This window comes from Streptomyces sp. NBC_00083, from assembly GCF_026343295.1.
Classification (GTDB): domain Bacteria; phylum Actinomycetota; class Actinomycetes; order Streptomycetales; family Streptomycetaceae; genus Streptomyces.
This window is the reverse complement of the sequence record NZ_JAPELY010000003.1, coordinates 765,595-786,071: the sequence shown is the minus strand read 5'-3', so window position 1 is coordinate 786,071 and position 20,477 is coordinate 765,595. Positions and strand designations below refer to the sequence as shown.

The window sequence follows — 20,477 nt, the reverse complement described above, 5'->3', positions numbered from 1 at the left end:
GCGGTTCCTCTCCGTACGGGCGCGATGAAGGTGGAGCGGGGGTGCCCGGTCCGGCCTGGGCGGTCACAGGCCGGGCCCGGGGGCGGCGCGAGGCGGAAGGGTCAGGCGCGCCGGGACGCGGCCGGCACCTGCTGGGTGATGCAGTGGATGCCACCGCCTCCGTAGGCCAGGGCCGGGGTGGGCACCCCGACGACCTTGCGGTCGGGGAAGGCGGCGGCGATGACGGCCAGCGCCTCCGCGTCCTGCGGCAGACCGGCCACGGGGACGACCACGCCGCCGTTGGCGACGTAGAAGTTGAGGTAGCCGACCTCGACGGGGACGCCGTCGACCTCGGTGAACGCGCTCTGCGGCACCTCGATGATCTCCAGGGTGCGGCCCCGGGCGTCCGGGGTGGCTTCGAGCACCGCGCGGTTGGCCCGCATCCGGGCGTGGTCGGGGTGCTCGGGATCGTCGGGGAGCTGGACCACGACCCTGCCCGGGGCGGCGAAGGCGCAGACGCCGTCGACGTGGCCGTCGGTCTCGGTGTCGAGGAGCCCGCCGTACGGTAGCCAGACGACCTTGGTGACGCCGAGCCGGGCCTTGAGCTCCTCCTCGATGTCGTCCCTGCTCAGGCCGGGATTGCGGTTGGGGTGGAGCAGGCACTGTTCGGTGGTGATCAGGGTGCCTTCGCCGTCCACGGTGATCGCGCCGCCTTCGAGGATCATCTCGGAGCGGATCGCGCTCTCGCCGAGGTGGTCCAGAAGCAGTGCGCCGAGCCGGTCGTCGGCGTCGTACGGGTGGTGCTTGCCGCCCCAGGCGTTGAAGCGGAAGTCGACGCCGGCGCGCCGGCCCTCGGTGTCCCGTACGAAGATCGGCGCCGAGTCCCTGAACCACGAGTCGTCCAGGGGCAGTTCGATGACGTCGACGCCCTCGCCGCACCGCGTACGGGCCTCGCCGCCGTGGCCGGGCGGCGCCACCATGGTCACCGGCTCGAACTCTGCGATGGCGCGGGCCACTTGGGCGTACTCCTGCTTGGCCTGCGCCAGGGCGGCGCCCCACAGATCGGACCGGGTGGGCCAGGCCATCAGGCAGCGCTCGTGCTCGGTCCACTCGGCGGGCATACGGAAGGTCATCACAACTCTCTTCGTCAGGTCTTCGCAAAGACGTGAAAAGCGGGCACGAGCTGCTGGCGTGCCCGGAATACTCCACTGAACTGAAAATTCAGTCAAGATAATCGGCCGAAGGATCTCGGGCCGTCCGGTCGTCGGGCCGTCCGGTCGTCGGGTTACAGGAAGTACAGGCGGCTCAGCGCCACCTCCTGGGCGGGCTCCGACCTGATCGGAACTCCGTCCAGGGTCACGAGACCGGTGTCCGCGCCTACCTGCACCTCACCGAGGCGGACGTTGTTCACCAGATCGGCGGGGCCGATGCCGCGGGTGCCGCGGACCGCTACCCGTCGGCGCCGTGTCGCGAGCGCGTCGTACGGTCGCCCGAAGGAGCCGGACTCGGCCGCGGCCCGGCTGACGAACGCCACGGACAGGTCGGCGGCCGTGGCGCCATGGCCACCGAACAGCGGCCCGAGCACCAGGGGTTCACAGCGATCGGTCGCGGCGTTGGGGTCGCCGGTGACGCCCCAGGCGGGGAATCCGGATTTGAGGACCATCTGCGGCTTGGCACCGAAGTAGGCCGGGCGCCACAGCACGATGTCGGCCATCTTGCCGGGCTCGATGGAGCCGATCTCGTGGGAGAGGCCGTGGGCGATGGCGGGGTTGATGGTCAGCTTGGCGATGTAGCGCAGGACGCGCGCGTTGTCGTCGTCGGGCCCGTCGCCCTCCAGGGGGCCCAGCTCGGCCTTCATCTTCCCCGCCATCGCGAACGTACGGCGCACGGTCTCGCCCGCGCGGCCCATGCCCTGCGCGTCGGAGGAGGTGATACCGATCGCGCCCAGGTCGTGCAGCACGTCCTCGGCACCCATCGTCCCCGCCCGGATCCGGTCACGGGCCATCGCCGCGTCACCCGGCAGATCCGTCTTCAGGTCATGGACCGAGACGATCATGCCGTAGTGCTCGGCGACCGCGTCCCGCCCGAACGGCAGCGTCGGATTGGTCGACGAGCCGATGACGTTGGGCACGCCCGCCATCTTCAGGACGTTCGGGACGTGACCGCCGCCGCAGCCCTCGATGTGGAAGGCGTGGATCGTGCGGCCTTCCAGGACCTTCAGGGTGTCCTCGACGGTCAGGCACTCGTTCAACCCGTCGCTGTGCAGGGCGACTTGGACGTCGTACTCCTCCGCCACCCGCAACGCCGTGTCCAGCGCACGCGTATGCGCGCCCATGTCCTCGTGGACCTTGAACCCGCACGCCCCGCCCTCCGCCAGCGCCTCCACCAGCGGAGCCCCGCCCGACGACGAACCCCGGCCCAGGAAGCCGATGTTGACCGGCCACGCGTCGAAGGCGTTGAACGCGTGGCGCAGCGCCCACGGGGAGTTGACGCCGACGCCCCAGACCGGGCCGAACTCCTGGCCGATGACCGTGGTCACCCCTGAGGACAGCGACGCCTCCATGATCCGGGGTGACAGCAGGTGCACATGGGTGTCGACAGCTCCGGCCGTGGCGATGAGGCCCTCACCGGAGACGATCGTCGTGCCGGTGCCGACCACCACGTCGACACCGGCCAGGGTGTCGGGGTTGCCGGCCCGGCCGACCGAGCAGATCCGTCCCTCGCGGATGCCGATGGACGTCTTACGGATCCCCGCCGCGGCGTCGATCACCAGGACGTTGCTGATGACGACGTCGCACGTCTCGCGCACCGCGGCGGCCTTCAGATGCAGCCCGTCGCGGGCCGTCTTGCCGAACCCCGCCAGGAACTCATCACCCGGCGCCTGCGAGTCGGACTCGACCCGGATCACGAGCCCGGTGTCCCCGAGCCGCACCCGGTCCCCGGCTCGCGGCCCGTGCACAGCCGCGTAGGCCGACGCGTCGACAGAGCTGTTCACTGTGCCGCCTCCTGGTCGTGGCCGTCCTGGGCGACGGACCTGTTTGCCGTGCCCGCCGCCCCGGTCGCGGCGGCCCCGCCGGCCGCCTCGGTGGTATCGGACGCGCCGGTGCCACCGGTCCCGCCCGTGGTACTGGTCCCGCCGGTGGTACTGGCCCCGCCGGTTGCGCCACTCACACCGAGGTAGCCGCAGGCCGCAGCTCTGCGCAGCGCCTCCTCCTTCGCGCCGGGCGCATCCAGCGGCCCGTCGACCAGACCGGCGAAACCGATCACCACGCGGTCACCGCCGATGGGCACGAGCGCGACCGCGCAGGAGTGGCCCGGTGCGAACCGCGTGGACGATCCGGCCGGCTCGGCGAGCCGCATCCCGTAGGCGGCGGCCCGGTCGAACGCGAGGCGAGGATTGCTTTCGAAGAAGTGGAAGTGCGAGGTGACGGAGATCGGGACCGGCGCGGTGTTGCGGACCGCCAGCACGCACACCGGCTCCGGACCGGGCACCTCCCCGGCACCGGGCAGGACCGCCCCGGGGGCGAGCGCGCCGAGGCCTCCGCCGCCGAAGGGGTCGCCGACCACGGCCAGTCTGCTGCCGTCGTCGAACACCGCCTCCACATGGATCTCCGTAACGACATCGGGCACGCCGGGCAGGACGTCCTCGGGCCCGAGGACCTTGCGGGCCGCCGCCACGGCCTCGGCGAGACGGGCACCGTCGCGGGCCGCCTCGCACACCGTGTCGGCGATGAGGGCGGTCGCCTCCGGCACGTTCAGACGCCGCCCCCGGGCCCGGCGCGCTCGGGCCAGTTCGGCGGCGCCGAACAGCAGGAGCCGGTCGCGTTCCGTGGGGGTCAGCTGCATGGGCGCGGCTCCCCGGGGGCGGCCGGACCGAGTTCCGGGGAGGGGGTGGCGATGGGCATGAGGGAGACCTCTTTCACGGCGGGCCGACTCCTTCGCGGGTGGCGGCGCGTGGCCTGAACATGTCGTGGCCTGAACATCTCACTGACTGAAAATTCAGTCAAGAGATCGGACGCCAGGAAACCCGGACGGAAACACCGCGCCGCGCGACAGTTAGGGTGGGGAACCGTGGGTGACCGTAGAACAGCGATCATGGAAGCCGCCGCGCGGGTCATCGCCCGGCGCGGGGTGCGGGGACTGCGGGTGGAGGAGCTGGCCGCCGAGGCCGGGGTGTCCACCGCGCTGATCTACTACCACTTCAAGGACCGGGCCGGCATCCTGCGCCGCACCCTGGAGTTCATCAGTGACCGCGCCGAGCGCTACACCAACGAGCGCGAGGCGCAGGCCGAACCCCTCGATCCGCGCCGGGAGCTGGAGCAGACCCTCCTCCTGGAACTGCAGGACGATCCCGTGGTCCGGGAGAACAGCACGGCCTGGGGCGAGCTGCGGGCGAACGCCGTCTTCGATCCCGAACTGCGCGAGGACCTCGCCAAGGCCACGTTGATCTGGGTGCAGGAGATCGCCGAACTGCTCGGCCGGGTCAGCCCCATGTCCCCCGCCGCGGGTCTCGCCGCGGCCGCCGAGCGGCTCACCGCCCTCCTGGAGGGCCTCAGCATGCGCTGGCTCAGCGGCATCCTTCCCCTGGCACACGCCCGGACCCTGCTGCTCGAAGCGGTCGCCGCCGAGCTGGAGCGGCTGAACCGCACCTGACCGCGGCCCGTCGCGCGCACACCGGCGAGCGCACCGCTGTTGACTGGTTACTGTACGAACGTGAGTACTCGACGCGCCAAGCTGCTGGAAGCGACCTGCCGAGTGATAGCCCTGCGGGGCGTCCGAGGGCTGCGGGTGGAGGACGTCGCCGCCGAGGCGGGCGTCTCCAAGACGCTGATCTACTACCACTTCCGCGATCGTGCGGGCCTGGTCACCAGCGCGCTCGAATACGTCAACGAGCGCGCCGAGGACTACGCGGGCATCGCGGAGGACGACGACTCCCCCGCCCGTGAACTGCTGCTCCGCCTCCTGACCGCGGAGTTCCAGGACGACGCGGCGGTGCGGGAGAACTCCGCCGTGTGGGCCGAGGTGCGCGCGGCGGCCACCTTCGACGAAGGGCTCAGGCCCATGCTCACCGCGTTGACCGAGCGCTGGCTCGTCGATGTCGCCGAGCTGATCGCCGACGGCCAGGACGACGGCACCATCGCGGCGAGCGTCGACTCGCGGGCCGCGGCGATCCGCCTGACCGCCCTCATCGAAGGGCTGAGCGGCCGTTGGCTCGCCCGGCTCGTCACCACGCAGGAGGCAAGGACGCACGTGGCGGAGGCCCTGGAGCGCGAGCTCCTCGCCACCCCGTGACCGAGGAAGCGGAGCCGGGCCCACCGTGACCCGGGGGCCGGCGATCCCCCCCCGGGCCGATCACCACTCCCTCCCATTTGACTGAATTTTCAGTCAGTGCCAGAGTGGAGGTCACGCAGGCGTCCGCTCGATCACCCAGCCCGCGATGCAGCAGCCCCCGCCCCAGCCCGGGTCCGCCGTGCGCCGGCCCCAACACGCACGTACGCCCCAGGTGCGGCAAAAGAAAAACACCCTCGGTTACTTTCCTCCCAAGGGACCTCGTTCCGGGTTCTGCACGGCCGTCCGTCCTTCGTACGCGCCCGCTTCCCCACGCCCCGAATGGCGACCCACCCAGCACCACGCAGGAGTTCCTCCGTGACACCTCCCCCCATGTCCCGGCGCACCGCGCTGCGCTCGTTCGCCGGCATCGGCGCGCTCGCCCTCACCTCCGCGGCCTGCAGCCCCGGCGGCTCCCCCGCGGGATCGTCCTCCGCGTCGCCGGCCGCCGCGGGCGAGCCGACGTCGGGGCGCCACTTCGGCGCCGAGTGGGACAGCCACGCCCGGACGTTCATGTCGTGGCCCGCGCTCGACTCCGTATGGGGTGAACAGCTCCCTTCCGTACGCGCGGACATCGCGCGGGTGGCACGGGCGGTCGCCGAGTACGAGCCGGTGGTGCTGATGGCGAGGCCCGACCAGCGGGCGGCGGCGCAGAAGGCGTGCGGCTCCCAGGTCGAGGTCATCGAGCTGGCCGTCGACGACCTGTGGGCCCGCGACACCGTGCCGGTGTTCGTGGAGGAGGGCGGCCACACCCTGGGCGTCGACTTCAACTTCAGCGGCTGGGGCAACAAGCAGGTTCACACCAACGACGCGCAGGTCGGGCGTCTGCTGCTCGCGAAGTACGGCATCGCGCGCGCGAAAGCGCCGCTGGTCGCCGAGGGCGGGTCCTTCGAGACCGACGGCGAGGGCACCTTGATGGTCACCGAGAGCTCGGTGGTCAACAAGAACCGCAACCCGGGCAAGTCCCGCGACCAGATCGAGGCCGAACTCAAGAGCTGCCTCGGCGTGAAGAAGGTCCTCTGGCTCGCCGGAGTGCGGGGCAAGGACATCACCGACGCACACGTCGACAGCATCGCCCGCTTCACGGCGCCGGGTGTGGTGCTGGTCGACCGGGCCTTCCCGGGAGGCCCGCCGGACGTCTGGTCCCGGTCCGCGGACCAGGCCAGGACCGTCCTCAAGCAGGCAACGGACGCCCGGGGCAAGCGACTTGAGGTGATCGACCTGCCGCAGCCCGACCTCGACAAGATCACCGGCCGGGGCGACGACTTCGTCTCCACCTATGCGAACTTCTACGTCGCCAACGACTCCGTGTTCATGCCCCGCTTCGGCGACGCCCAGGCCGACGACCGGACGAAGGGCATCCTTCAGGAGCACTTCCCCAAGCGTGACGTCGTGATGGTGCGGATCGACACCATCGCGTCGGGCGGCGGCGGCATCCACTGCTCGACCCACGATCAGCCGGGCAAACCGGCCTAGCCGGTCACGACCGGGGGTGCGGGGCGTGCGGGCTGCCGCGACCGGCCGCCCCACCGTGCCCGGACCACCGCCCCCGTGCGCGGCCCGTGATGCGCACGGGCCCCCTCATGGCGAGGATGGGACGTCAGGGCGCGGCGCCGCCGACGCGAGGAGGGCCTCGGGTCGGCCGGAGCACGCCCGGCGCCGGGGCCACGGTGACGCGCATACCGGCGCACATCGGAGGCATACGCCTTCTCGGGCGCCCGGCGGGCGGGCTCCCGAGAAGCCGGGTAACCGCCCTGGGTAAGGAGCAGCGCAGATGCAGGGAACCACCGCGTACGACGTGCACCCGGGCCCGCGGAGTCCGGGCCACGGGCCCGGACCGGGCGCCCCCGGTGACCCCGCCGGCTCCGCGTGGACGCGCGAGGTCCAGGAGACCGCCGCGGAGTTCGCACGATGCGTCGCCGAGATCGACTCGGGCGCCCTGGACGTCCCTCTGCCCGGCGGCGGCCGGACCTCCGAGCGCTTCGCCGCCCTGACCCGCCTGGCGGAACGGGACCTTTCGTTGGTCCGCCTGGTCGAAGGCCATGTGGATGCGGTCGCGATCCTGGCCGAGCTGGAGGGCCCCGCCGTCCGGCCCGGCGAGCGGTGGGGCGTCTGGGCGGCCGAGCCGCCCGGCCAGGGGCTCACGGCGACACGCGGCGAGCACGGCTGGGTGGTCAATGGACTCAAGCGGTACTGCTCGGGAGCGCACAGCTGCACCCACGCGCTGGTGACCGCCGGGACCGAGGACGGCAGGCGCCTCTTCGCCGTCGCCACGGGCACGGGCACGGGTGTGAGCGCGGACGCGGGCGCGGGCCAGGACGGGGCCCGCGGTCCCCGCGCGGGGAGCTGCCGGCCCGTCGAGGGGAGCTGGCAGGCGCTGGGCATGGCCGCGAGCGACAGTGCCGACGTGACGTTCACCGAGGTGCCGGCGGTGCCGGTCGGCGGTGTGGAGGGGTACGTGAACCGGCCCGGCTTCCAGCACGGCGGCATCGGGGTCGCTGCCTGCTGGTACGGCGGGGCCCTGGCCGTGGCGCGCGTACTCGGCGAAACGGCGGGACGCCGCGGGGCGGACCCGCTCACCGACGCCCACCTCGGCGCGGTGGACATGCGGCTGCACGCTGCGGGCGCGGTCCTGGACCGGGCCGCCACGGAGATCGACCGGGACCCCGCCGACACCGAGGGAACGGCTCGGCTACGGAGCCTGCGGGTGCGCGGGTTCGTCGAGTCGGTCTGCGCCGACGTCCTCACCCACGTGGGCCGGGCCACCGGCGCCGAGCCGCTGTGCCACAACCCTTCCCACACCCGGCACGCGGCGGACCTCACCGTCTACATCCGCCAGCACCACGGCGAGCGCAATCTCGCCGAACTGGGCCGGCTGATCGCGGAAGCGGGGCAGAAGTGACCGGAGGAGAAGCGGCCCCGCCCGCCGACCCGATCCAGGCGCCCGGCACCCCGGAGCGGGAGTGGCGTGCCTGGAGGGGGCTCGACGCCCTCCCGCCGGCGGCCCTGCCCGAGCGCGGCCGGGTCGTCGTCGTAGCGGCCCATCCGGACGACGAGGTCCTGGGAGCGGGCGGCACCCTCGCCCTCATGGCGCGGGCCGGGCTCCACCTCACCGTGGTGTCGGTGACCGACGGCGAGGGCTCCCACCCCGGCAGCACCCGCGTCACTCCCGCCGAACTGGCCGACATCCGGGCCGAAGAGCTCCGCCGCGCACTGACCGCCCTCGGCGCGCCCGGCACCGAGGTGCTCCGCCTGCGCGTGGCGGACACCCGGGTCGCCCTGCACGAACACGACGTGGCGGCGGCGCTGAAGCCCCTGCTCGAAGGGGCCCGGCTCTGCCTGGCGCCGTGGACGGGGGACGTGCACAGCGATCACGAGGCGGCCGGCCGGTCCGCGGCACAGGCGGCCCGTTCCGCGTCCGTCGACTGCTGGTCGTATCCGGTGTGGACCTGGCACTGGGCGCGTCCGGCCGACCCCCGGGTGCCGTGGGGCGCCGCCGCCGCGGTGCGTCTTCCCGTGGAGATCGTGGAACTGAAGCGCCGGGCGGTCGAGGAGTTCGCCTCGCAGATCCACCCCCTGGGGCCGGACCCCGCCGACGCGGCGGTCCTGCCCCCGGAGGAACTCGCCCACCACCTGCGGGACATCGAGGTGTTCTTCACATGAGCGGCCACACCACGCCCGGCACGAGCAGCCGTCCCACTCCGGACACGAGCGGCGACTCCACGCCGGCCTCGTACTTCGATGCCATGTACCGCGCCGCCAAGGACCCCTGGCACCTGGCGGAGCGCTGGTACGAGCGACGCAAGTACGACCTGACCGTCGCCGCGCTGCCCCGCGAGCGCTACCGCCGCGCCTTCGAACCCGCTTGCTCGGTAGGAGAGTTGACGCGCCGTCTGGCCGTGCGCTGCGACGCGGTGCTGGCGTGCGACCGCGTACCGGAAGCGGTCGCCACTGCCCGGCGGCGCACCCGCACCCACCCGCACGTGAGTGTGCGGCACATGACCGTCCCCGGTGAATGGCCCGAGGGATCCTTCGACTTGATCGTACTGTCCGAGCTGCTCTACTACCTCGACGAAGCGACGCTGCACGCGCTCCTGGACCGGGCGGTCGCTTCCCTGGAGCCCGGCGGCACCCTGGCCACCGTGCACTGGAACCACCCCGTCGCGGAGCACCTCACGACCGGGAGCGACATCGCCGAGGCGCTGGCGCGTGTGCCGGGCCTTCACCTGCTGACCGACCACCGGGAGGACGACTTCGTCCTGCAGATCCACCAACGCCCGAACGCCGACGGAAGCCGGCCCGCGACGCCGGCGGAGCGGGAGGGCCTGGCGTGAGGATCGACGCCGTCGCTGTCGTCGTCCCGGCCCACGACGAGGAAGCGCTCCTGCCGGCCGCCCTCCACGCCGTCCGCACCGCCGGCGGACACCCCGCTCTTGCGCAGGTACGCGTCCTGACCGTGGTCGTCGCGGACGCGTGCCGGGACCGTACCGCCCGCACAGCCCGTGCGGCGGGAGCCACGGTCGTCACGCGCGACGTACGGAACCCCGGGCTGGCCCGCGCGGCCGGTGCCGCGCACGCGCTGCGCGTACTCGGCGCGGCGACCGAGCACGTCTGGATCGCCACCACCGACGCGGACAGCGAAGTGCCGCCGCGGTGGCTGGCCCACCAACTCGCTCACGCGCGGGAGGGATGGGAGGCGGTCGTGGGCACGGTCGCACTGCCCTCGACGTCCCCCCTCACGCAGCTGCACCGCGCCCGTTACGAGGCGACGCGGCCGACGCACGGCACGTGGCACCACCCGCATGTCCACGGGGCCAACCTGGGCGTCACCGCGGCCGCCTATCTGGCAGTGGGGGGCTTTCCACCCCTTCCGGTGGGTGAGGACCAGGCCCTCATCGCGGCCCTGCGCGAAGGTGGGCACCGCGTACTCGCCACTGCGGCCTGCCCCGTCCTCACCTCACCCCGCCTCCAGGGCCGCGCCCACGGCGGATTCGCGGATCATCTGACGTCCCTGATCTGACGAAGCCCCCGACACCGCCGGATTCCGCTCCGCCGCCCTCGGTGGGTGTCGCCAGGGCCACCCCGGTTCGGGTGTTCAGGCCCAGCGACGGCGGCCGCCCGCGGGGTTCAGACTCCACCTGGACGAACACCCACCACACCACCCAGGGGGAAACCATGGACCACCGTGGAGCGAGGCGCCTGATGGGCCTGGCCGGCATCCTGACCGCAGTCGCCTTCATCGTGGAAGTGCCGCTGTACTTCCTCTACGACGGCCCGCCACCGGACGCGAACGTCCTCGCACGCCTCCTGATCGGAATTCTCGCGCTGGCCTTCCTGATCGTCTTCACCACCGCCTTCCGGGAAGCGGTCAAGAGGACCAGCCCCGCGTACGAATGGGCCGGCACCCTGGCCTTCGCCTCGGGGCTCGTCTACGCGACGGTCACCCTGGTGTCGAGCGGGCTCGAAGCGGGCGCGGTCATCGCCGCCGACCATCCCATCGACCCGACCGTCACCGTCAGCGGCACCTACATCCTGTACGGGTCCATCGGCCGCCTCATGCTGGCGCTCTTCCTGACCGCAATGGGCTACGCGATCACCCGGACCGGCATGCTGCCCCGCTGGACCGGCCGCTCCGCCCTCGCCCTGGCAGGCGTCAACCTGGCCTTCGTACCGTCCCTGTTCTTCGGCAACGATCCCGCACACTTCTACGCCGCGAACGGATGGGGCACCACCGCCCTCATGGGCGCGATCTTCAGCTACTGGATGCTCGCCCTGTCCATCTCCACCTGGCGCGGCAGTGCCCACCGCGCGCCGGCCACCGCCTCGTCCGCGGCGCAGGCTGCCGGCTAGGGCGCGTACCGCGAGCGCGAGACCACCCGGCCCGGGGCGAGCACCCCTCAGCGGGCGATCGACACGGCGAAGGGCGCGAATCCGCTGGAGCGGATCACATGCGGGACGAACAGGACAGCCGCCTCCACCGCTCGCGCCGTTTCTATTCCGCCGAGGTCCGTGACCCAGTCCCGCGGCCAGCCCAGGTCCTGGAGGAGGCCGTGGACCGTCTGCTTCGCCTCCGCGTCCTGGCCGGAGAGGAAGGCGGTGGGCGGCTGGGTCAGGGTCGTGGGGGCGGTCATCACCGTGAACAGCATGGTGTTGAGGGTCTTCACCACCCGCGTGTCGGGGAGCGCCCGTTGGAGCTGTTCCGCGAGGCTCGAGCCCGGATAGAGCAGGTCGGTGGGGAGGCCGTCCGGGCCGTCCGCGGTGGCATTGGACACGTCCACGAGGATCTTTCCCGCGAGCTCCTCGCGCAGGGCGGCGAGCCGTTCCAGGGAGCCTGCGCCCGGCGTCGCGTTGATGACGATCTGCGCGGCCCCGGCGGCGTCGGCCGCGGCGCCCGGCGAGCGGTCCGCGACGGTCACCTGGTGCCCGGCCCGGGTGAGGGCCGCGGACAGGCCACCGCCCACGCGGCCGTTTCCGAGTACAGCGATCATGGTCATAGCTGGTCCTTTCGGTACTACTGGGTCTCAGTCGTGGGGTATCGAGGGCGCGGAGGCGGTCAGCGCGAAAGCGTGGCGACGGCGTCGGCGTGCACACCGGGCGCGGCGGCCAGCATGCTGTCGCTCTGTGTCGTCCACGGCCGGCCCTCGGCGTCGGAGACGCGCCCGCCGGCCTCCTGGACGAGCAGCGCGCCGGGCAGCAGGTCCGCACGGGCGCCGGCGAACTGCCAGAAGGCGTCGATCCGTCCGGCGGCCACGTTCACCAGGTGCAGGGTGGCGGGGACCGACGTCCGCACCACGAGAGCGTCGAGCAGCATGGCCGTGATCGAGGAGCCGATGCGCCGCGTGACGGCTTCGGCCTCGTCGGGCCTGGCCTGGCTCGTGGCGACGATGGAGAGGCCGAGGTCCGCGGTGTCGGACACGTGCAGCGGCCGGCCGTCGAGGTAGGCGCCGCCGCCCGCGAGCGCGGTGTAGGTCTCGCCGGTCAACGGCAGGTGGACGACGGTGAGCACCGGCTGGTTCTCGCGTACGAGGGTCGCGGTGACCGCCCAGTCCGGCAGAGCGTGCAGGTGGTTGACGTTGCCCTCGGCCGGGTCGACGACCCACCACTCACCGGCGGGCAGCGCCCCGCCCGCGAGCTCCTCCTCGACCCAACCGGCGCCGGGGCGCAGCGCGGTGAGGCGCGGACGCAGGACGTCGAGGACCGCGTCGTCGTTGGCGGCGAGCGCGTCCATCAGCTCTTCGCGCGTCCGGTGGCGGACCACGCCGCCGAACCGGTCGCGCAGCGCCGCGCCGCCCGCTTCCACGGCCGTCACCGTCTGCGCCAGCAGATCGGCGTCAAAGGGCGCGTCGGTGAGTACGGAAGTGGCGGCATCGGCTGTGCTCTGGAGCGAGTCGGACATGGCAGAACTCCCATAGCGGCAGAGGGGTTGGGGTAAGTGGTGCGGGCGGGGCCGGAGTTGCTGTTCCGCGTTGTCCCGCATCTCGAAGGTAGGGGTGCGGAGCATTAACCACAACTGCATGTCAGGCACGCGTAAAGTGACTCCCATGCAACTGGATTTGAACCTCCTCGCCGCCCTCGACGCGCTCCTCGACGAGGGAAGCGTGGCCGGTGCCGCCGCGCGTCTGCACGTGACGGCTCCCGCCATGAGCCGGAGCCTCGGCCGGATCCGCAGGACGACGGGAGATCAGATCCTGGTGCGCACCGGGCGCACCATGACCCCGACCCCGTACGCCCTGGCCATTCGCGCGCAGGTCCATGAGCTGCTCCAGCAGGTCCAGGGCGTGCTGGCGCCGAGCCGCGAGCTCGATCTCGCCACGCTGGAGCGGACGTTCACCCTGCGCTGGCACGATTCGCTCGTCGCGCTGGGCGGTCCCGCGCTCCTCGCGGCGGTGCGCGAGCAGGCCCCCGGCGTACGGCTGCGCTTCCTCGCCGAATCGAGCGTCGACACACCTGAGTTGCGCCGCGGCGAAGTCGACCTCGAAGCGAACGCCGACCATCCGGGCCGGTCCGATGTGCGCGGCGAGCTCGTCGCCGAGACCGGTCACATCGTCGTCGTACGGCACGGCCATCCGCTCGCCCGGGACGGATCCCTCACCCTCGCCCGGTACGCCGACGCCGACCACCTCACCATCTCCAGGCGGGGACGGTTCGAGAGCGCACTCGACGGCGCCCTGGCGCGGCTCGGACGCACGCGGCGCGTGGTGGCGACCGCGCCGACCGAAGCGGCGGGCCTGGCCTTCGTGCGCGACTCCGACCTCCTGGTCACCGCCCCCGAATCGACGACGCGCGCAGCGGCCACGGACCTCGGCCTTGCGCTCCTCCCGCTGCCGTTCGAACTGCCCGCCGCCCGGGTGTACTTGTCGTGGCACCAGCGCTACGACACCGACCCCGCACACGCCTGGCTGCGCGACCTCGCACGGACCGCCCTCGCCGGGGCAGCACGCTGACCGCCACAGGGGGCCGGGCTACGGGCGTCGGCCCCACGCGGTGATCATGCCGGGCGACAGGGCGGCGAGGGAGGGCGAGGCCAACTCGGCCAGGGCGGCGTCGAGTTCACCGTCCGCAAGGAGCGGACTGGCTTCGAGAGCGTCCCGCATGCCGGACCATGTGGTCTTCCAGAAGGCCGTGATGGGGGCGTCGACGGTCAGCGGCGGCACCACGATCTCCGCACCGACGTCCAGCAGCCCCAGTTCGCGCAGGAGCTGCGGATAGCGGGTCACCCAGGTGATGTCCGTGCCGATCCGTTCGCGCAGCACCTGCCACATGGCCGTCATGGCCCGCTGGTAGGGGCTGCTCGGCGACCGGTCCGTGGTCAGGTCGACGGCGTCGCCGACCACCAGCCGGCCGCCGGGTGCCACCCAGCCGGCCAGGCGGCGCAGGACCTCCGCGTGTTCGGGCAGGTGCATGAGGACGAACCGGCAGTGGACGAGGTCGAACCGGCCCGGCGCCAGCGTCGGATCGGTGATGTCCGCGGTCATCGTGCGCACCACCCCGCCGGGGCGGGTGCGCACGAACCTGGGGTCGCGGTCCAGCGCCAGCACGTCCGCGGCCCCGACGTCCTCGGCCAGCCAGCGGCTGATCGTTCCCGTTCCGGCGCCCACTTCGAGGCAGCGCCACCCCGGGCCCACGCCGAGGGCGGTCAGCCGGGCCCGGCTCACCGCGTCGTAGGCGAGGGCGCCGTAGTCGATGCGCTCTCCCTCGCCCGTGGCATCGGGCGTGAAGAGTCCCGTCCCGTACCGTCCCGCGCCGAGGGGATCCGGTGCTCCGTCCATGGAGATCTCCTTCCGGCGCACGACGGCGATCGGGGCGGAGGCGGCCGTGCCGCGCAGGGCCCACCTCCAGCTTCGCGCCGTCGGCCGTCCCGTGCACGTCCTGAGCGGCGGGGCCGCGACTGCGCGCCCGGTCCGGCCGCACCGGCCGCAGAAGGCGTTGCGTCCGCAGATCCGCGACGTACTTGGAGATCAGGTCCCGCGAAAGGTGGGGGATGTCCGGCTCCCAGCCGGGTACGCGGGCGCCCTCGGCCGCCGGCCGGTCGACGAAGGTTGTCCGACCCATGGAGGGAGCGAGGAGGGTCTCCGTGGGCACCCTCGCAACGGCGCCCCTCAACCAACCGGTATTCCGGGCCGGTTGACGGGCGCGGCGTCACGGACGTCAATCCGTGCGGCGGTGTCGTTCGTAATGGCGGGCGGAGCGCGCCCGGTTGCCGCACGCCGCCGAGCACCACTCCCTGCGGGGGTGCCGTTTGACGAAGTACAGGACACAGCCCGGCGCCAGGCACGCGCGCAGCCGGCGGCCCGCGTCCTCACCGAACAGGACGATGGCGTCCTCCGCGATGGCCGAGACCACGGCGGCGCCCGGGAGGCCACCGGCCCGCAGGTGCCGCGCGGGCGGTCGGCCCGGCGTCCAGGCCAGCTCCGACCAGTGGGGCGTGTGGCCGGCCGCCTCGTTGAGCGTGGCCACGGCGGACCCGAGTTCGCCGGCGTCCGCCGCGGCCACCGGGCGCGGATCCTCGGTGGCCTCGGCCGCGAGGCGGCGCAGGGCGTCACGCAGCCCGATCAGCCGCACGCCGAGCCGGTCGAGCTCCGCCGCGCCGAGGCCATCGAGGCCGTCGCGCGGCATCAGTTCCGTACGGGACGCAACGGAGCGGAGCCACGCCCTGACGCCGTCGGCGTCGCGCAGCGCGTCGTACACGCCTTCCCTGTCGGCCCAGACGGTGTTCATCAGCTCTACGGGGAGCGGCTCCCCGAGCACCGGTGCGTTGGTGTCCATGCGCCCGAGGCTACCCCCACTTCCAACGGTTGCAGGCAGGTTCATCCGTTGACAGGTCGCCTCCGGCGTGGCAGGCTTTTTCTAACGGATGACTTGTCTCCTAACCGGCAGAACGAACCCGACCTCCTCCCCGCCGGCCCGGCCCACCCCCCGACCGGGGGCCGGACCGGCGGTCACTCCCCCGTCCGCCCTCGGCCCCCGGGCGGTACCGCCCGCCCTATGCGGAAGGAACAGTGATGACTCACTTCGGACGCGGCACCCTGCCCGGCTTTCACGAGGGCGAGCTGGCCGTGCAGCGCCGGGCCGGCACGGAGGAGGAGGCGGCCCGGCTCACGGGCATGATGGCGCCCGCGGAGCTGGGCGGCGGCGTGGCGCGCTTCCTCGCGGACCGGACCTTCGCGGCCGTCACCGCCCGCGACGAGGACGGGGCGCTGTGGATCTCCCCGCTCGTCGGCCCGCCCGGATTCCTGCACGTGGCCTCCCCCGCCCGCCTCCGGGTACGGGCGGTTCCGGCCGAGGGGGATCCGCTGCGGCGCCTGCGGGCGGGCCAGGCGGTCGGGCTCATCGTGGTCGACTTCGCCATCCGCAGGCGGCTGCGCGTCAATGGAACGCTGGCCGGCGTCGGCGGCGGGGAGCTGGGGGTCGACGTGGAGCAGGCCTACGGGAACTGCCCGCAGTACATCCAGAGCCGGCACGTCCTCCCCGCCGCGGACAGCCGCCCGGATGCGGACGCGGTGCGCCGCGGAAGCGGCGTCACGGACGACGATGCCGCGCTCATCCGCCGCTCCGACACCTTCCTGATCGGCAGCGCGCACCCCACCCGCGGCAACGACGCCTCGCACCGGGGCGGGCCGCCGGGATTCGTCCGCGTCGACAACGGGCGGCTGTGGTGGCCGGACTACTGGGGCAACAACATGTTCAACACGCTCGGCAACATCGCCGTCGACCCCTCGGCGGCCCTGCTCTTCTGCGACTTCACCACCGGCCGCACCCTGCACCTCTCCGGCCGCGCCGACCTCGAATGGCTCAGCCCCGGCGCCTCCGGCGACGACGACCACACGGGACGCCGCGTGCACTTCACGCCCCGGCAGGTGGTGGCCGGGCACGCGCTGCGGTGAGAGGGGCGGTCGTGTCTAGCGGAGGGTGCCGCCGGCGGCGTCGTACTCCTTGGCCTGCACGGGAGTGAGGAAGTGGCTGACGCGGATGACGTTGGTGCCGTGGACGAAGTCGTATTCGATCAGGGCCGGGATGTTCTTGGTAACGGCCTGGATGTACGTGGCGCGGGTCGCCGCGTCGTCGGGGTTGGCGAAGGTCTCGACGGAGCCGCCGTATCCGACGTCGCCGGGCTCAAGGCCCTGTGTGTCGGCGGACTTGATGCGACGGTCGGTGAACGTGATCTTCGACGTGTACTGGCCGGGCCTGCCGAGCAGGTGATTGCCGTCGTTCTCGGCCGTCACGGTGCCGCTCAGCTTGGCGCTCTTCACGCTGCCCGCGATGGTGGCGAAGGCTTCGGTGGCGTCGGCCCTGCCTGCGGCGACGGTCGCGCTGCCGGTTCCGGGGTCGGCCGCGTCGGCGGGCTTGGCCGGTGTCGGGTCGCTGCTGGAGCAGCCGGCGAGGAGCAGGCCGGTCGCGGCGAGCGCGACAAGGGCGGTGGTGCGGGTGTGGTTCATGGGTCCCCCAAGTGGTGAGGGAGCCATGAGACCGCCCATCTCGCCCTGCGGGCCGGGGTGTTGCCGAGTTGTGACGCAGGGTCGCCGGTGCGGACCGCCTCAGGAGCCGCATCGGAGGTTCTTGGCTGCTCCGTCGGCTGAGCCCGTTCGGGCCGGTGCCTGGCTGCTGGAGGCGTCGTCCGGCCGGATGGGCGCGGTCCCGGGCGACCGGTGGATCGCGCCCTCCCGCATCACGAAGTCGACCGCCGACAGAGCCTCGATGTCGCGGAGCGGATCCTCGGGCACCGCGATCAGGTCGGCGGTGCAGCCCGGCGCGATCCTGCCGAGATCCTTGCGCCCCAGGAGGTCGGCGGCCGTGCTGGTGGCCGCTCGGAGCGCCGCGTCGGGGGAGAGACCGGCGCGGGTGAGGGAGCGGAACTCCCGCCAGTTGTCGGCGTGCGGGAACATCCCCGCGTCCGTGCCGAAGGCCAGCGTCACACCGGCGGCGGCCGCGGCCGCGACCCGACGGCTGTGGCCGCGCAGGGTGGGTGCGTGACGCTCGACCTTGGCGCGCACGTCCTCCTGCTGGGCCGCCCAGAAGGATTCGTCGTCAAGGTGGTCGAGGAGGTTCTCGATGACGTACAGCGTCGGGACGAGGACGGTTCCGCTGAGGCCTATGCGGGCGAGGCAGGCGGCCGAGGCGAGGCAGGCGTGTTCGATGGAACGCACCCCTGCGAGCAGTGCGCGGTCGATGCCCTCGTCGGAGAACGCGTGCGTGGCGCAGGGCAGTCCGAGGTCGCTCGCCGTCTCGACGAGGGCGTCCATCTCCTGCTGGCTGTAGGTGGGGCACTCCGGTGAGTCGCTCGGGCTGGAGAGACCGCCCGTCGCCGCGAATTTGATCCAGTCGGCGCCGTGCCGGGCGTCCATCCGCACCCGGCGGCGCACCTCGTCGACGCCGTCGGCCACCGCGCCGACCTCGTGGGCGTTGCTGGGCAGTGCCTGTGGGGAGTGGTCGCCGTGTCCGGAACGCGAGGAGATGATGTGCGGCGCCGACCGGATCCGAGGTCCGCTCAGCAGGTGTGCCTCGATGGCGTCCCGCAGATGGATCACCAGGGGCTCCTCCAGCGCGCCACCCAGATCGCGCACCGTGGTGAAGCCGGCGTCGAGCAGGTGGCGCAACGGGCGCAGCGAGGCGAGCACTTGGAGGCTGACGGCGTCGGAGATCGTGGTGGGCGGGACGGAGCTGAGGTGGACATGGGCGTCGATCAGGCCCGGGAGCAGGGTGCGGTTTCCCAGGTCGAGGGTGCGCGTACCGCGGCCGGGGGCGCGGGCGTCGACCGCGGTGATGCGGTCGCCCTCCACCAGCACTCCGGTGTGCGCCCGGGAGGTGGCGGCCGTGCCGTCCCAGAGCCGGGCGGAGGTGAGCAGCAGGGGTTCGGACACGGGGCGGCCTCGTTTTCTTCCCTGGGGGACGACGCGCGGGAGGCGCGGTGCCGTCACGGGGCGGCGGCGTACTGGGACAGCCACATGTCCCCCGGCCCCGGGCGGTCGGGGTCGGTGTCCGCACCGAGCAGGCGCAGGACGCCCCAGGCCGCGTTGATGCCGGAGGCGAGGGCGTGGTCGAGCCACCCCGCGGACCAGGCGGTGTCGTCACCGGCCAGGAAGAGCGCGTTCGGTGCTTCTCCCGGGACGGCCGCCGTGCCCGAGAAGTCCTTCATGAAGTGGCTGAACAGATCACGCTGGTAGGTGTACTCCCCTGGCCGCGAGAAGCGGCTGAGGCCACGGAAGTTGCGCTGGTTCTCCCAGGAGATGGTGACCGCCCGGCCCCGGTCGGCCTGCCGGCGCAGTTCACCGGCCACGTCGGGATGGATGCGGCCCAGATCGTCCAGGAAGAGCCGCAGCCGCTCCTCCAGGGGTGAGGCGGCCACCTTCATGGCGTCCTGGCCCCAGGTGTAGCTGAGTTCGAGGACCGCCCGGCGGCCTCCGGGGGCGTGGGGCGGCCCGTAGTCGACGGTGTACGCGGCTCGTGGAAGCCGGTCGGTGAGGGTGACCCCGTCCATGGTGGTGCCCTGCCAGAAGGGTTCCTCCGTCAGCAGGGCGGTCTTGGCCGACTGCCAGTAGCTGAGCCGCCGTACGGCCCGCCACAGGCGCGGCCCGAACGGGGAGCCGCCGCCGTCGGCGCCGCGCAGGGCGACCGTCGTCTGCAGCAGGTGGAGTTGCGGGGTGAACACGGCTGCGGCGTACCACTCCGCGCGGCCGTCCTCGTCGTGTACGCACACCCCGCGTGCGGGGTCGTCGGGGACCTCCAGCGCGGTGACGGCGCGGCGCGGGCGTCCGTGGTGCAGATCGGCCAGGCTGCGCGGGCCCGCGGCACGGGTGTCGGTGCGGCGGGTCCAGAAGCCGTCCGCGAGGGCGGAGATGCCCTCCTGCGGGTAGTACAGGGGGCTGCCCTCGGTGGTGAGGACAAGCCGCAGGATCTCCAGCATGCTCAGGTCGAAGAAGCTGTCCCACTGGGCGGCGCCGATGCCCATGGTGCCGAGCAGCGCCGCCTGTCCGTGGCTGAGTCCCGCACCCTCCTCGTCGCGCAGGAAGCGGTAGAAGCTCCACGTCTCGTACCGCTGGACGATCCGCGCCCACAGCCGCCGCAGTTCGCCGAGGTCGCGCGCGGCGGTGGCCCGGCGCAGGTCGTCGACGCCGACGCGGTGCAGCGCCGCCAGCCAGCCGCGGTGGGCCGCCGCCATCTCCGGGTTCTGCGGGTAGAGATCGCCGAGCCGCCTGGCCCGGTAGCGCCGGCCGTCCACCTCCAGCACGGTCGACGGGGTGTGCGGGGTGTAGTTGTCCCGGCTGGGCCGCCAGCGCAGGCCGAACTCGGCGGCGTAGTGGCGCAGCAGCCGGGCGGACTCCGGGAACCGCATACAGCCCAGTTCGGCGACCGCGCTGTCGGCCCGGTCCAGGCGTACCGAGTACATGCGCCCGCCGAGCCGCACCCCGCCGGGGCCCGCCGGGTCGCGTTCGGCTTCGTAGAGCACGGGACGGCATCCCGCGCGCATCAGTTCGTACGCCGCGGTGAGCCCCGCGCCGCCGCAGCCGATGACCGCGACGCGGGCCCCCGCGCGGTGGCCGGGCAGCCGGCCCATGGGGGCGCCCGACGCGAGGTAACGGGCGTAGTCGAAGGGGAAGTCGGCCTGGAGGTCGCAGGCAGGCAGTGCGGGGTCGAGGAGCGGGGCTTCGGCAGGTGGCGTCATGGGGGGGGCT

General features: G+C 72.9%; 20 protein-coding genes. 10 read left to right on the top strand and 10 right to left on the bottom strand.

Annotated features, from left to right (window positions below; all coding sequences use genetic code 11):
- Positions 1-101: 101 nt before the first annotated feature.
- The 3 genes from OOJ98_RS27440 to ureA all read right to left on the bottom strand — a co-directional run bounded on the left by OOJ98_RS27440 (position 102) and on the right by ureA (position 3,825).
- Positions 102-1,112, bottom strand: a complete 1,011-nt coding sequence (locus OOJ98_RS27440; RefSeq protein WP_267057712.1) for an agmatine/peptidylarginine deiminase — start codon at positions 1,110-1,112, stop codon at positions 102-104.
- 152 nt (positions 1,113-1,264) lie between these two features.
- On the bottom strand, positions 1,265-2,974 hold the full coding sequence (locus OOJ98_RS27435) for an urease subunit alpha (RefSeq protein WP_267057711.1): 1,710 nt from the start codon (positions 2,972-2,974) through the stop codon (positions 1,265-1,267).
- Positions 2,971-3,825: an urease subunit gamma gene (ureA, locus tag OOJ98_RS27430; protein ID WP_267057710.1), complete on the bottom strand. Its 855-nt coding sequence runs from the start codon at positions 3,823-3,825 to the stop codon at positions 2,971-2,973. Before ureA ends, OOJ98_RS27435 begins: the two co-directional genes overlap by 4 nt.
- A gap of 249 nt (positions 3,826-4,074) precedes the next feature.
- On the opposite strand from ureA, the gene OOJ98_RS27425 reads away from it, so the two are divergent.
- The 8 genes from OOJ98_RS27425 (at position 4,075) to OOJ98_RS27390 (ending at position 11,157) form a co-directional block, all read left to right on the top strand.
- Positions 4,075-4,632, top strand: a complete 558-nt coding sequence (locus tag OOJ98_RS27425; protein ID WP_267057709.1) for a TetR/AcrR family transcriptional regulator — start codon at positions 4,075-4,077, stop codon at positions 4,630-4,632.
- A 60-nt stretch (positions 4,633-4,692) separates the two neighbouring features.
- Complete coding sequence (locus tag OOJ98_RS27420) at positions 4,693-5,271, top strand: TetR/AcrR family transcriptional regulator (protein WP_267057708.1); 579 nt, start codon at positions 4,693-4,695, stop codon at positions 5,269-5,271.
- Positions 5,272-5,640: 369 nt separating this feature from the next.
- Positions 5,641-6,783 carry an agmatine deiminase family protein gene (locus OOJ98_RS27415; protein WP_267058264.1) on the top strand — a complete coding sequence of 381 codons (1,143 nt, stop codon included), beginning with the start codon at positions 5,641-5,643 and terminating at the stop codon, positions 6,781-6,783.
- A gap of 298 nt (positions 6,784-7,081) precedes the next feature.
- On the top strand, positions 7,082-8,209 hold the full coding sequence (locus tag OOJ98_RS27410) for an acyl-CoA dehydrogenase (RefSeq protein WP_267057707.1): 1,128 nt from the start codon (positions 7,082-7,084) through the stop codon (positions 8,207-8,209).
- Positions 8,206-8,970, top strand: a complete 765-nt coding sequence (locus tag OOJ98_RS27405; RefSeq protein WP_267057706.1) for a PIG-L deacetylase family protein — start codon at positions 8,206-8,208, stop codon at positions 8,968-8,970. Before OOJ98_RS27410 ends, OOJ98_RS27405 begins: the two co-directional genes overlap by 4 nt.
- Positions 8,967-9,641 carry a trans-aconitate 2-methyltransferase gene (locus OOJ98_RS27400; RefSeq protein ID WP_267057705.1) on the top strand — a complete coding sequence of 225 codons (675 nt, stop codon included), beginning with the start codon at positions 8,967-8,969 and terminating at the stop codon, positions 9,639-9,641. The genes OOJ98_RS27405 and OOJ98_RS27400 overlap by 4 nt, the downstream gene beginning before the upstream one ends.
- Entirely contained in the window at positions 9,638-10,327 is a 690-nt protein-coding gene (locus tag OOJ98_RS27395; protein ID WP_267057704.1) for a glycosyltransferase family 2 protein, read from the top strand. The genes OOJ98_RS27400 and OOJ98_RS27395 overlap by 4 nt, the downstream gene beginning before the upstream one ends.
- Before the next feature lie 155 nt (positions 10,328-10,482).
- Complete coding sequence (locus OOJ98_RS27390) at positions 10,483-11,157, top strand: hypothetical protein (protein WP_267057703.1); 675 nt, start codon at positions 10,483-10,485, stop codon at positions 11,155-11,157.
- A gap of 47 nt (positions 11,158-11,204) precedes the next feature.
- Here the strand turns inward: OOJ98_RS27390 and OOJ98_RS27385 are convergent, their stop codons facing one another.
- Together OOJ98_RS27385 and OOJ98_RS27380 are read right to left on the bottom strand one after the other, a co-directional pair.
- Complete coding sequence (locus OOJ98_RS27385; protein WP_267057702.1) at positions 11,205-11,801, bottom strand: NADPH-dependent F420 reductase; 597 nt, start codon at positions 11,799-11,801, stop codon at positions 11,205-11,207.
- A 59-nt stretch (positions 11,802-11,860) separates the two neighbouring features.
- Entirely contained in the window at positions 11,861-12,703 is an 843-nt protein-coding gene (locus OOJ98_RS27380) for a 3'(2'),5'-bisphosphate nucleotidase CysQ (protein WP_267057701.1), read from the bottom strand.
- Positions 12,704-12,848: 145 nt separating this feature from the next.
- Between OOJ98_RS27380 and OOJ98_RS27375 the strand changes: the two genes are divergently transcribed.
- Positions 12,849-13,751 carry a LysR family transcriptional regulator gene (locus OOJ98_RS27375; protein ID WP_267057700.1) on the top strand — a complete coding sequence of 301 codons (903 nt, stop codon included), beginning with the start codon at positions 12,849-12,851 and terminating at the stop codon, positions 13,749-13,751.
- A gap of 18 nt (positions 13,752-13,769) precedes the next feature.
- Here the strand turns inward: OOJ98_RS27375 and OOJ98_RS27370 are convergent, their stop codons facing one another.
- Complete coding sequence (locus tag OOJ98_RS27370) at positions 13,770-14,576, bottom strand: trans-aconitate 2-methyltransferase (protein WP_267057699.1); 807 nt, start codon at positions 14,574-14,576, stop codon at positions 13,770-13,772.
- Between the two features lie 379 nt (positions 14,577-14,955).
- Positions 14,956-15,573, bottom strand: a complete 618-nt coding sequence (locus OOJ98_RS27365) for an ABATE domain-containing protein (protein WP_267057698.1) — start codon at positions 15,571-15,573, stop codon at positions 14,956-14,958.
- 236 nt (positions 15,574-15,809) lie between these two features.
- Between OOJ98_RS27365 and OOJ98_RS27360 the strand changes: the two genes are divergently transcribed.
- Complete coding sequence (locus OOJ98_RS27360; protein ID WP_267057697.1) at positions 15,810-16,691, top strand: pyridoxamine 5'-phosphate oxidase family protein; 882 nt, start codon at positions 15,810-15,812, stop codon at positions 16,689-16,691.
- A 15-nt stretch (positions 16,692-16,706) separates the two neighbouring features.
- On the opposite strand, the gene OOJ98_RS27355 is transcribed toward OOJ98_RS27360, so the two are convergent.
- From OOJ98_RS27355 to OOJ98_RS27345, 3 genes are all read right to left on the bottom strand, one after another.
- Entirely contained in the window at positions 16,707-17,243 is a 537-nt protein-coding gene (locus tag OOJ98_RS27355; RefSeq protein WP_267057696.1) for a hypothetical protein, read from the bottom strand.
- A gap of 99 nt (positions 17,244-17,342) precedes the next feature.
- A complete protein-coding gene (locus OOJ98_RS27350) occupies positions 17,343-18,665 on the bottom strand; it encodes an amidohydrolase family protein (RefSeq protein WP_267057695.1) in 1,323 nt (440 codons plus the stop codon).
- A gap of 53 nt (positions 18,666-18,718) precedes the next feature.
- On the bottom strand, positions 18,719-20,467 hold the full coding sequence (locus OOJ98_RS27345) for an NAD(P)/FAD-dependent oxidoreductase (protein WP_267057694.1): 1,749 nt from the start codon (positions 20,465-20,467) through the stop codon (positions 18,719-18,721).
- Positions 20,468-20,477 lie beyond the last annotated feature (10 nt).

Bases quoted from the DNA above. Each gene is read 5' to 3' on its own strand.
- OOJ98_RS27425 (WP_267057709.1), top strand. From the start codon at position 4,075: ATGGAAGCCGCCGCGCGGGTCATCGCCCGGCGCGGGGTGCGGGGACTG.
- OOJ98_RS27385 (WP_267057702.1), bottom strand. From the start codon at position 11,801: ATGACCATGATCGCTGTACTCGGAAACGGCCGCGTGGGCGGTGGCCTG.
- OOJ98_RS27410 (WP_267057707.1), top strand. From the start codon at position 7,082: ATGCAGGGAACCACCGCGTACGACGTGCACCCGGGCCCGCGGAGTCCG.
- OOJ98_RS27390 (WP_267057703.1), top strand. From the start codon at position 10,483: ATGGACCACCGTGGAGCGAGGCGCCTGATGGGCCTGGCCGGCATCCTG.
- OOJ98_RS27380 (WP_267057701.1), bottom strand. From the start codon at position 12,703: ATGTCCGACTCGCTCCAGAGCACAGCCGATGCCGCCACTTCCGTACTC.
- OOJ98_RS27370 (WP_267057699.1), bottom strand. From the start codon at position 14,576: ATGGACGGAGCACCGGATCCCCTCGGCGCGGGACGGTACGGGACGGGA.
- OOJ98_RS27400 (WP_267057705.1), top strand. From the start codon at position 8,967: ATGAGCGGCCACACCACGCCCGGCACGAGCAGCCGTCCCACTCCGGAC.
- OOJ98_RS27365 (WP_267057698.1), bottom strand. From the start codon at position 15,573: ATGGACACCAACGCACCGGTGCTCGGGGAGCCGCTCCCCGTAGAGCTG.
- OOJ98_RS27360 (WP_267057697.1), top strand. From the start codon at position 15,810: ATGACTCACTTCGGACGCGGCACCCTGCCCGGCTTTCACGAGGGCGAG.
- OOJ98_RS27375 (WP_267057700.1), top strand. From the start codon at position 12,849: ATGCAACTGGATTTGAACCTCCTCGCCGCCCTCGACGCGCTCCTCGAC.
- OOJ98_RS27415 (WP_267058264.1), top strand. From the start codon at position 5,641: ATGTCCCGGCGCACCGCGCTGCGCTCGTTCGCCGGCATCGGCGCGCTC.
- OOJ98_RS27345 (WP_267057694.1), bottom strand. From the start codon at position 20,467: ATGACGCCACCTGCCGAAGCCCCGCTCCTCGACCCCGCACTGCCTGCC.
- OOJ98_RS27440 (WP_267057712.1), bottom strand. From the start codon at position 1,112: ATGACCTTCCGTATGCCCGCCGAGTGGACCGAGCACGAGCGCTGCCTG.
- OOJ98_RS27355 (WP_267057696.1), bottom strand. From the start codon at position 17,243: ATGAACCACACCCGCACCACCGCCCTTGTCGCGCTCGCCGCGACCGGC.
- ureA (WP_267057710.1), bottom strand. From the start codon at position 3,825: ATGCAGCTGACCCCCACGGAACGCGACCGGCTCCTGCTGTTCGGCGCC.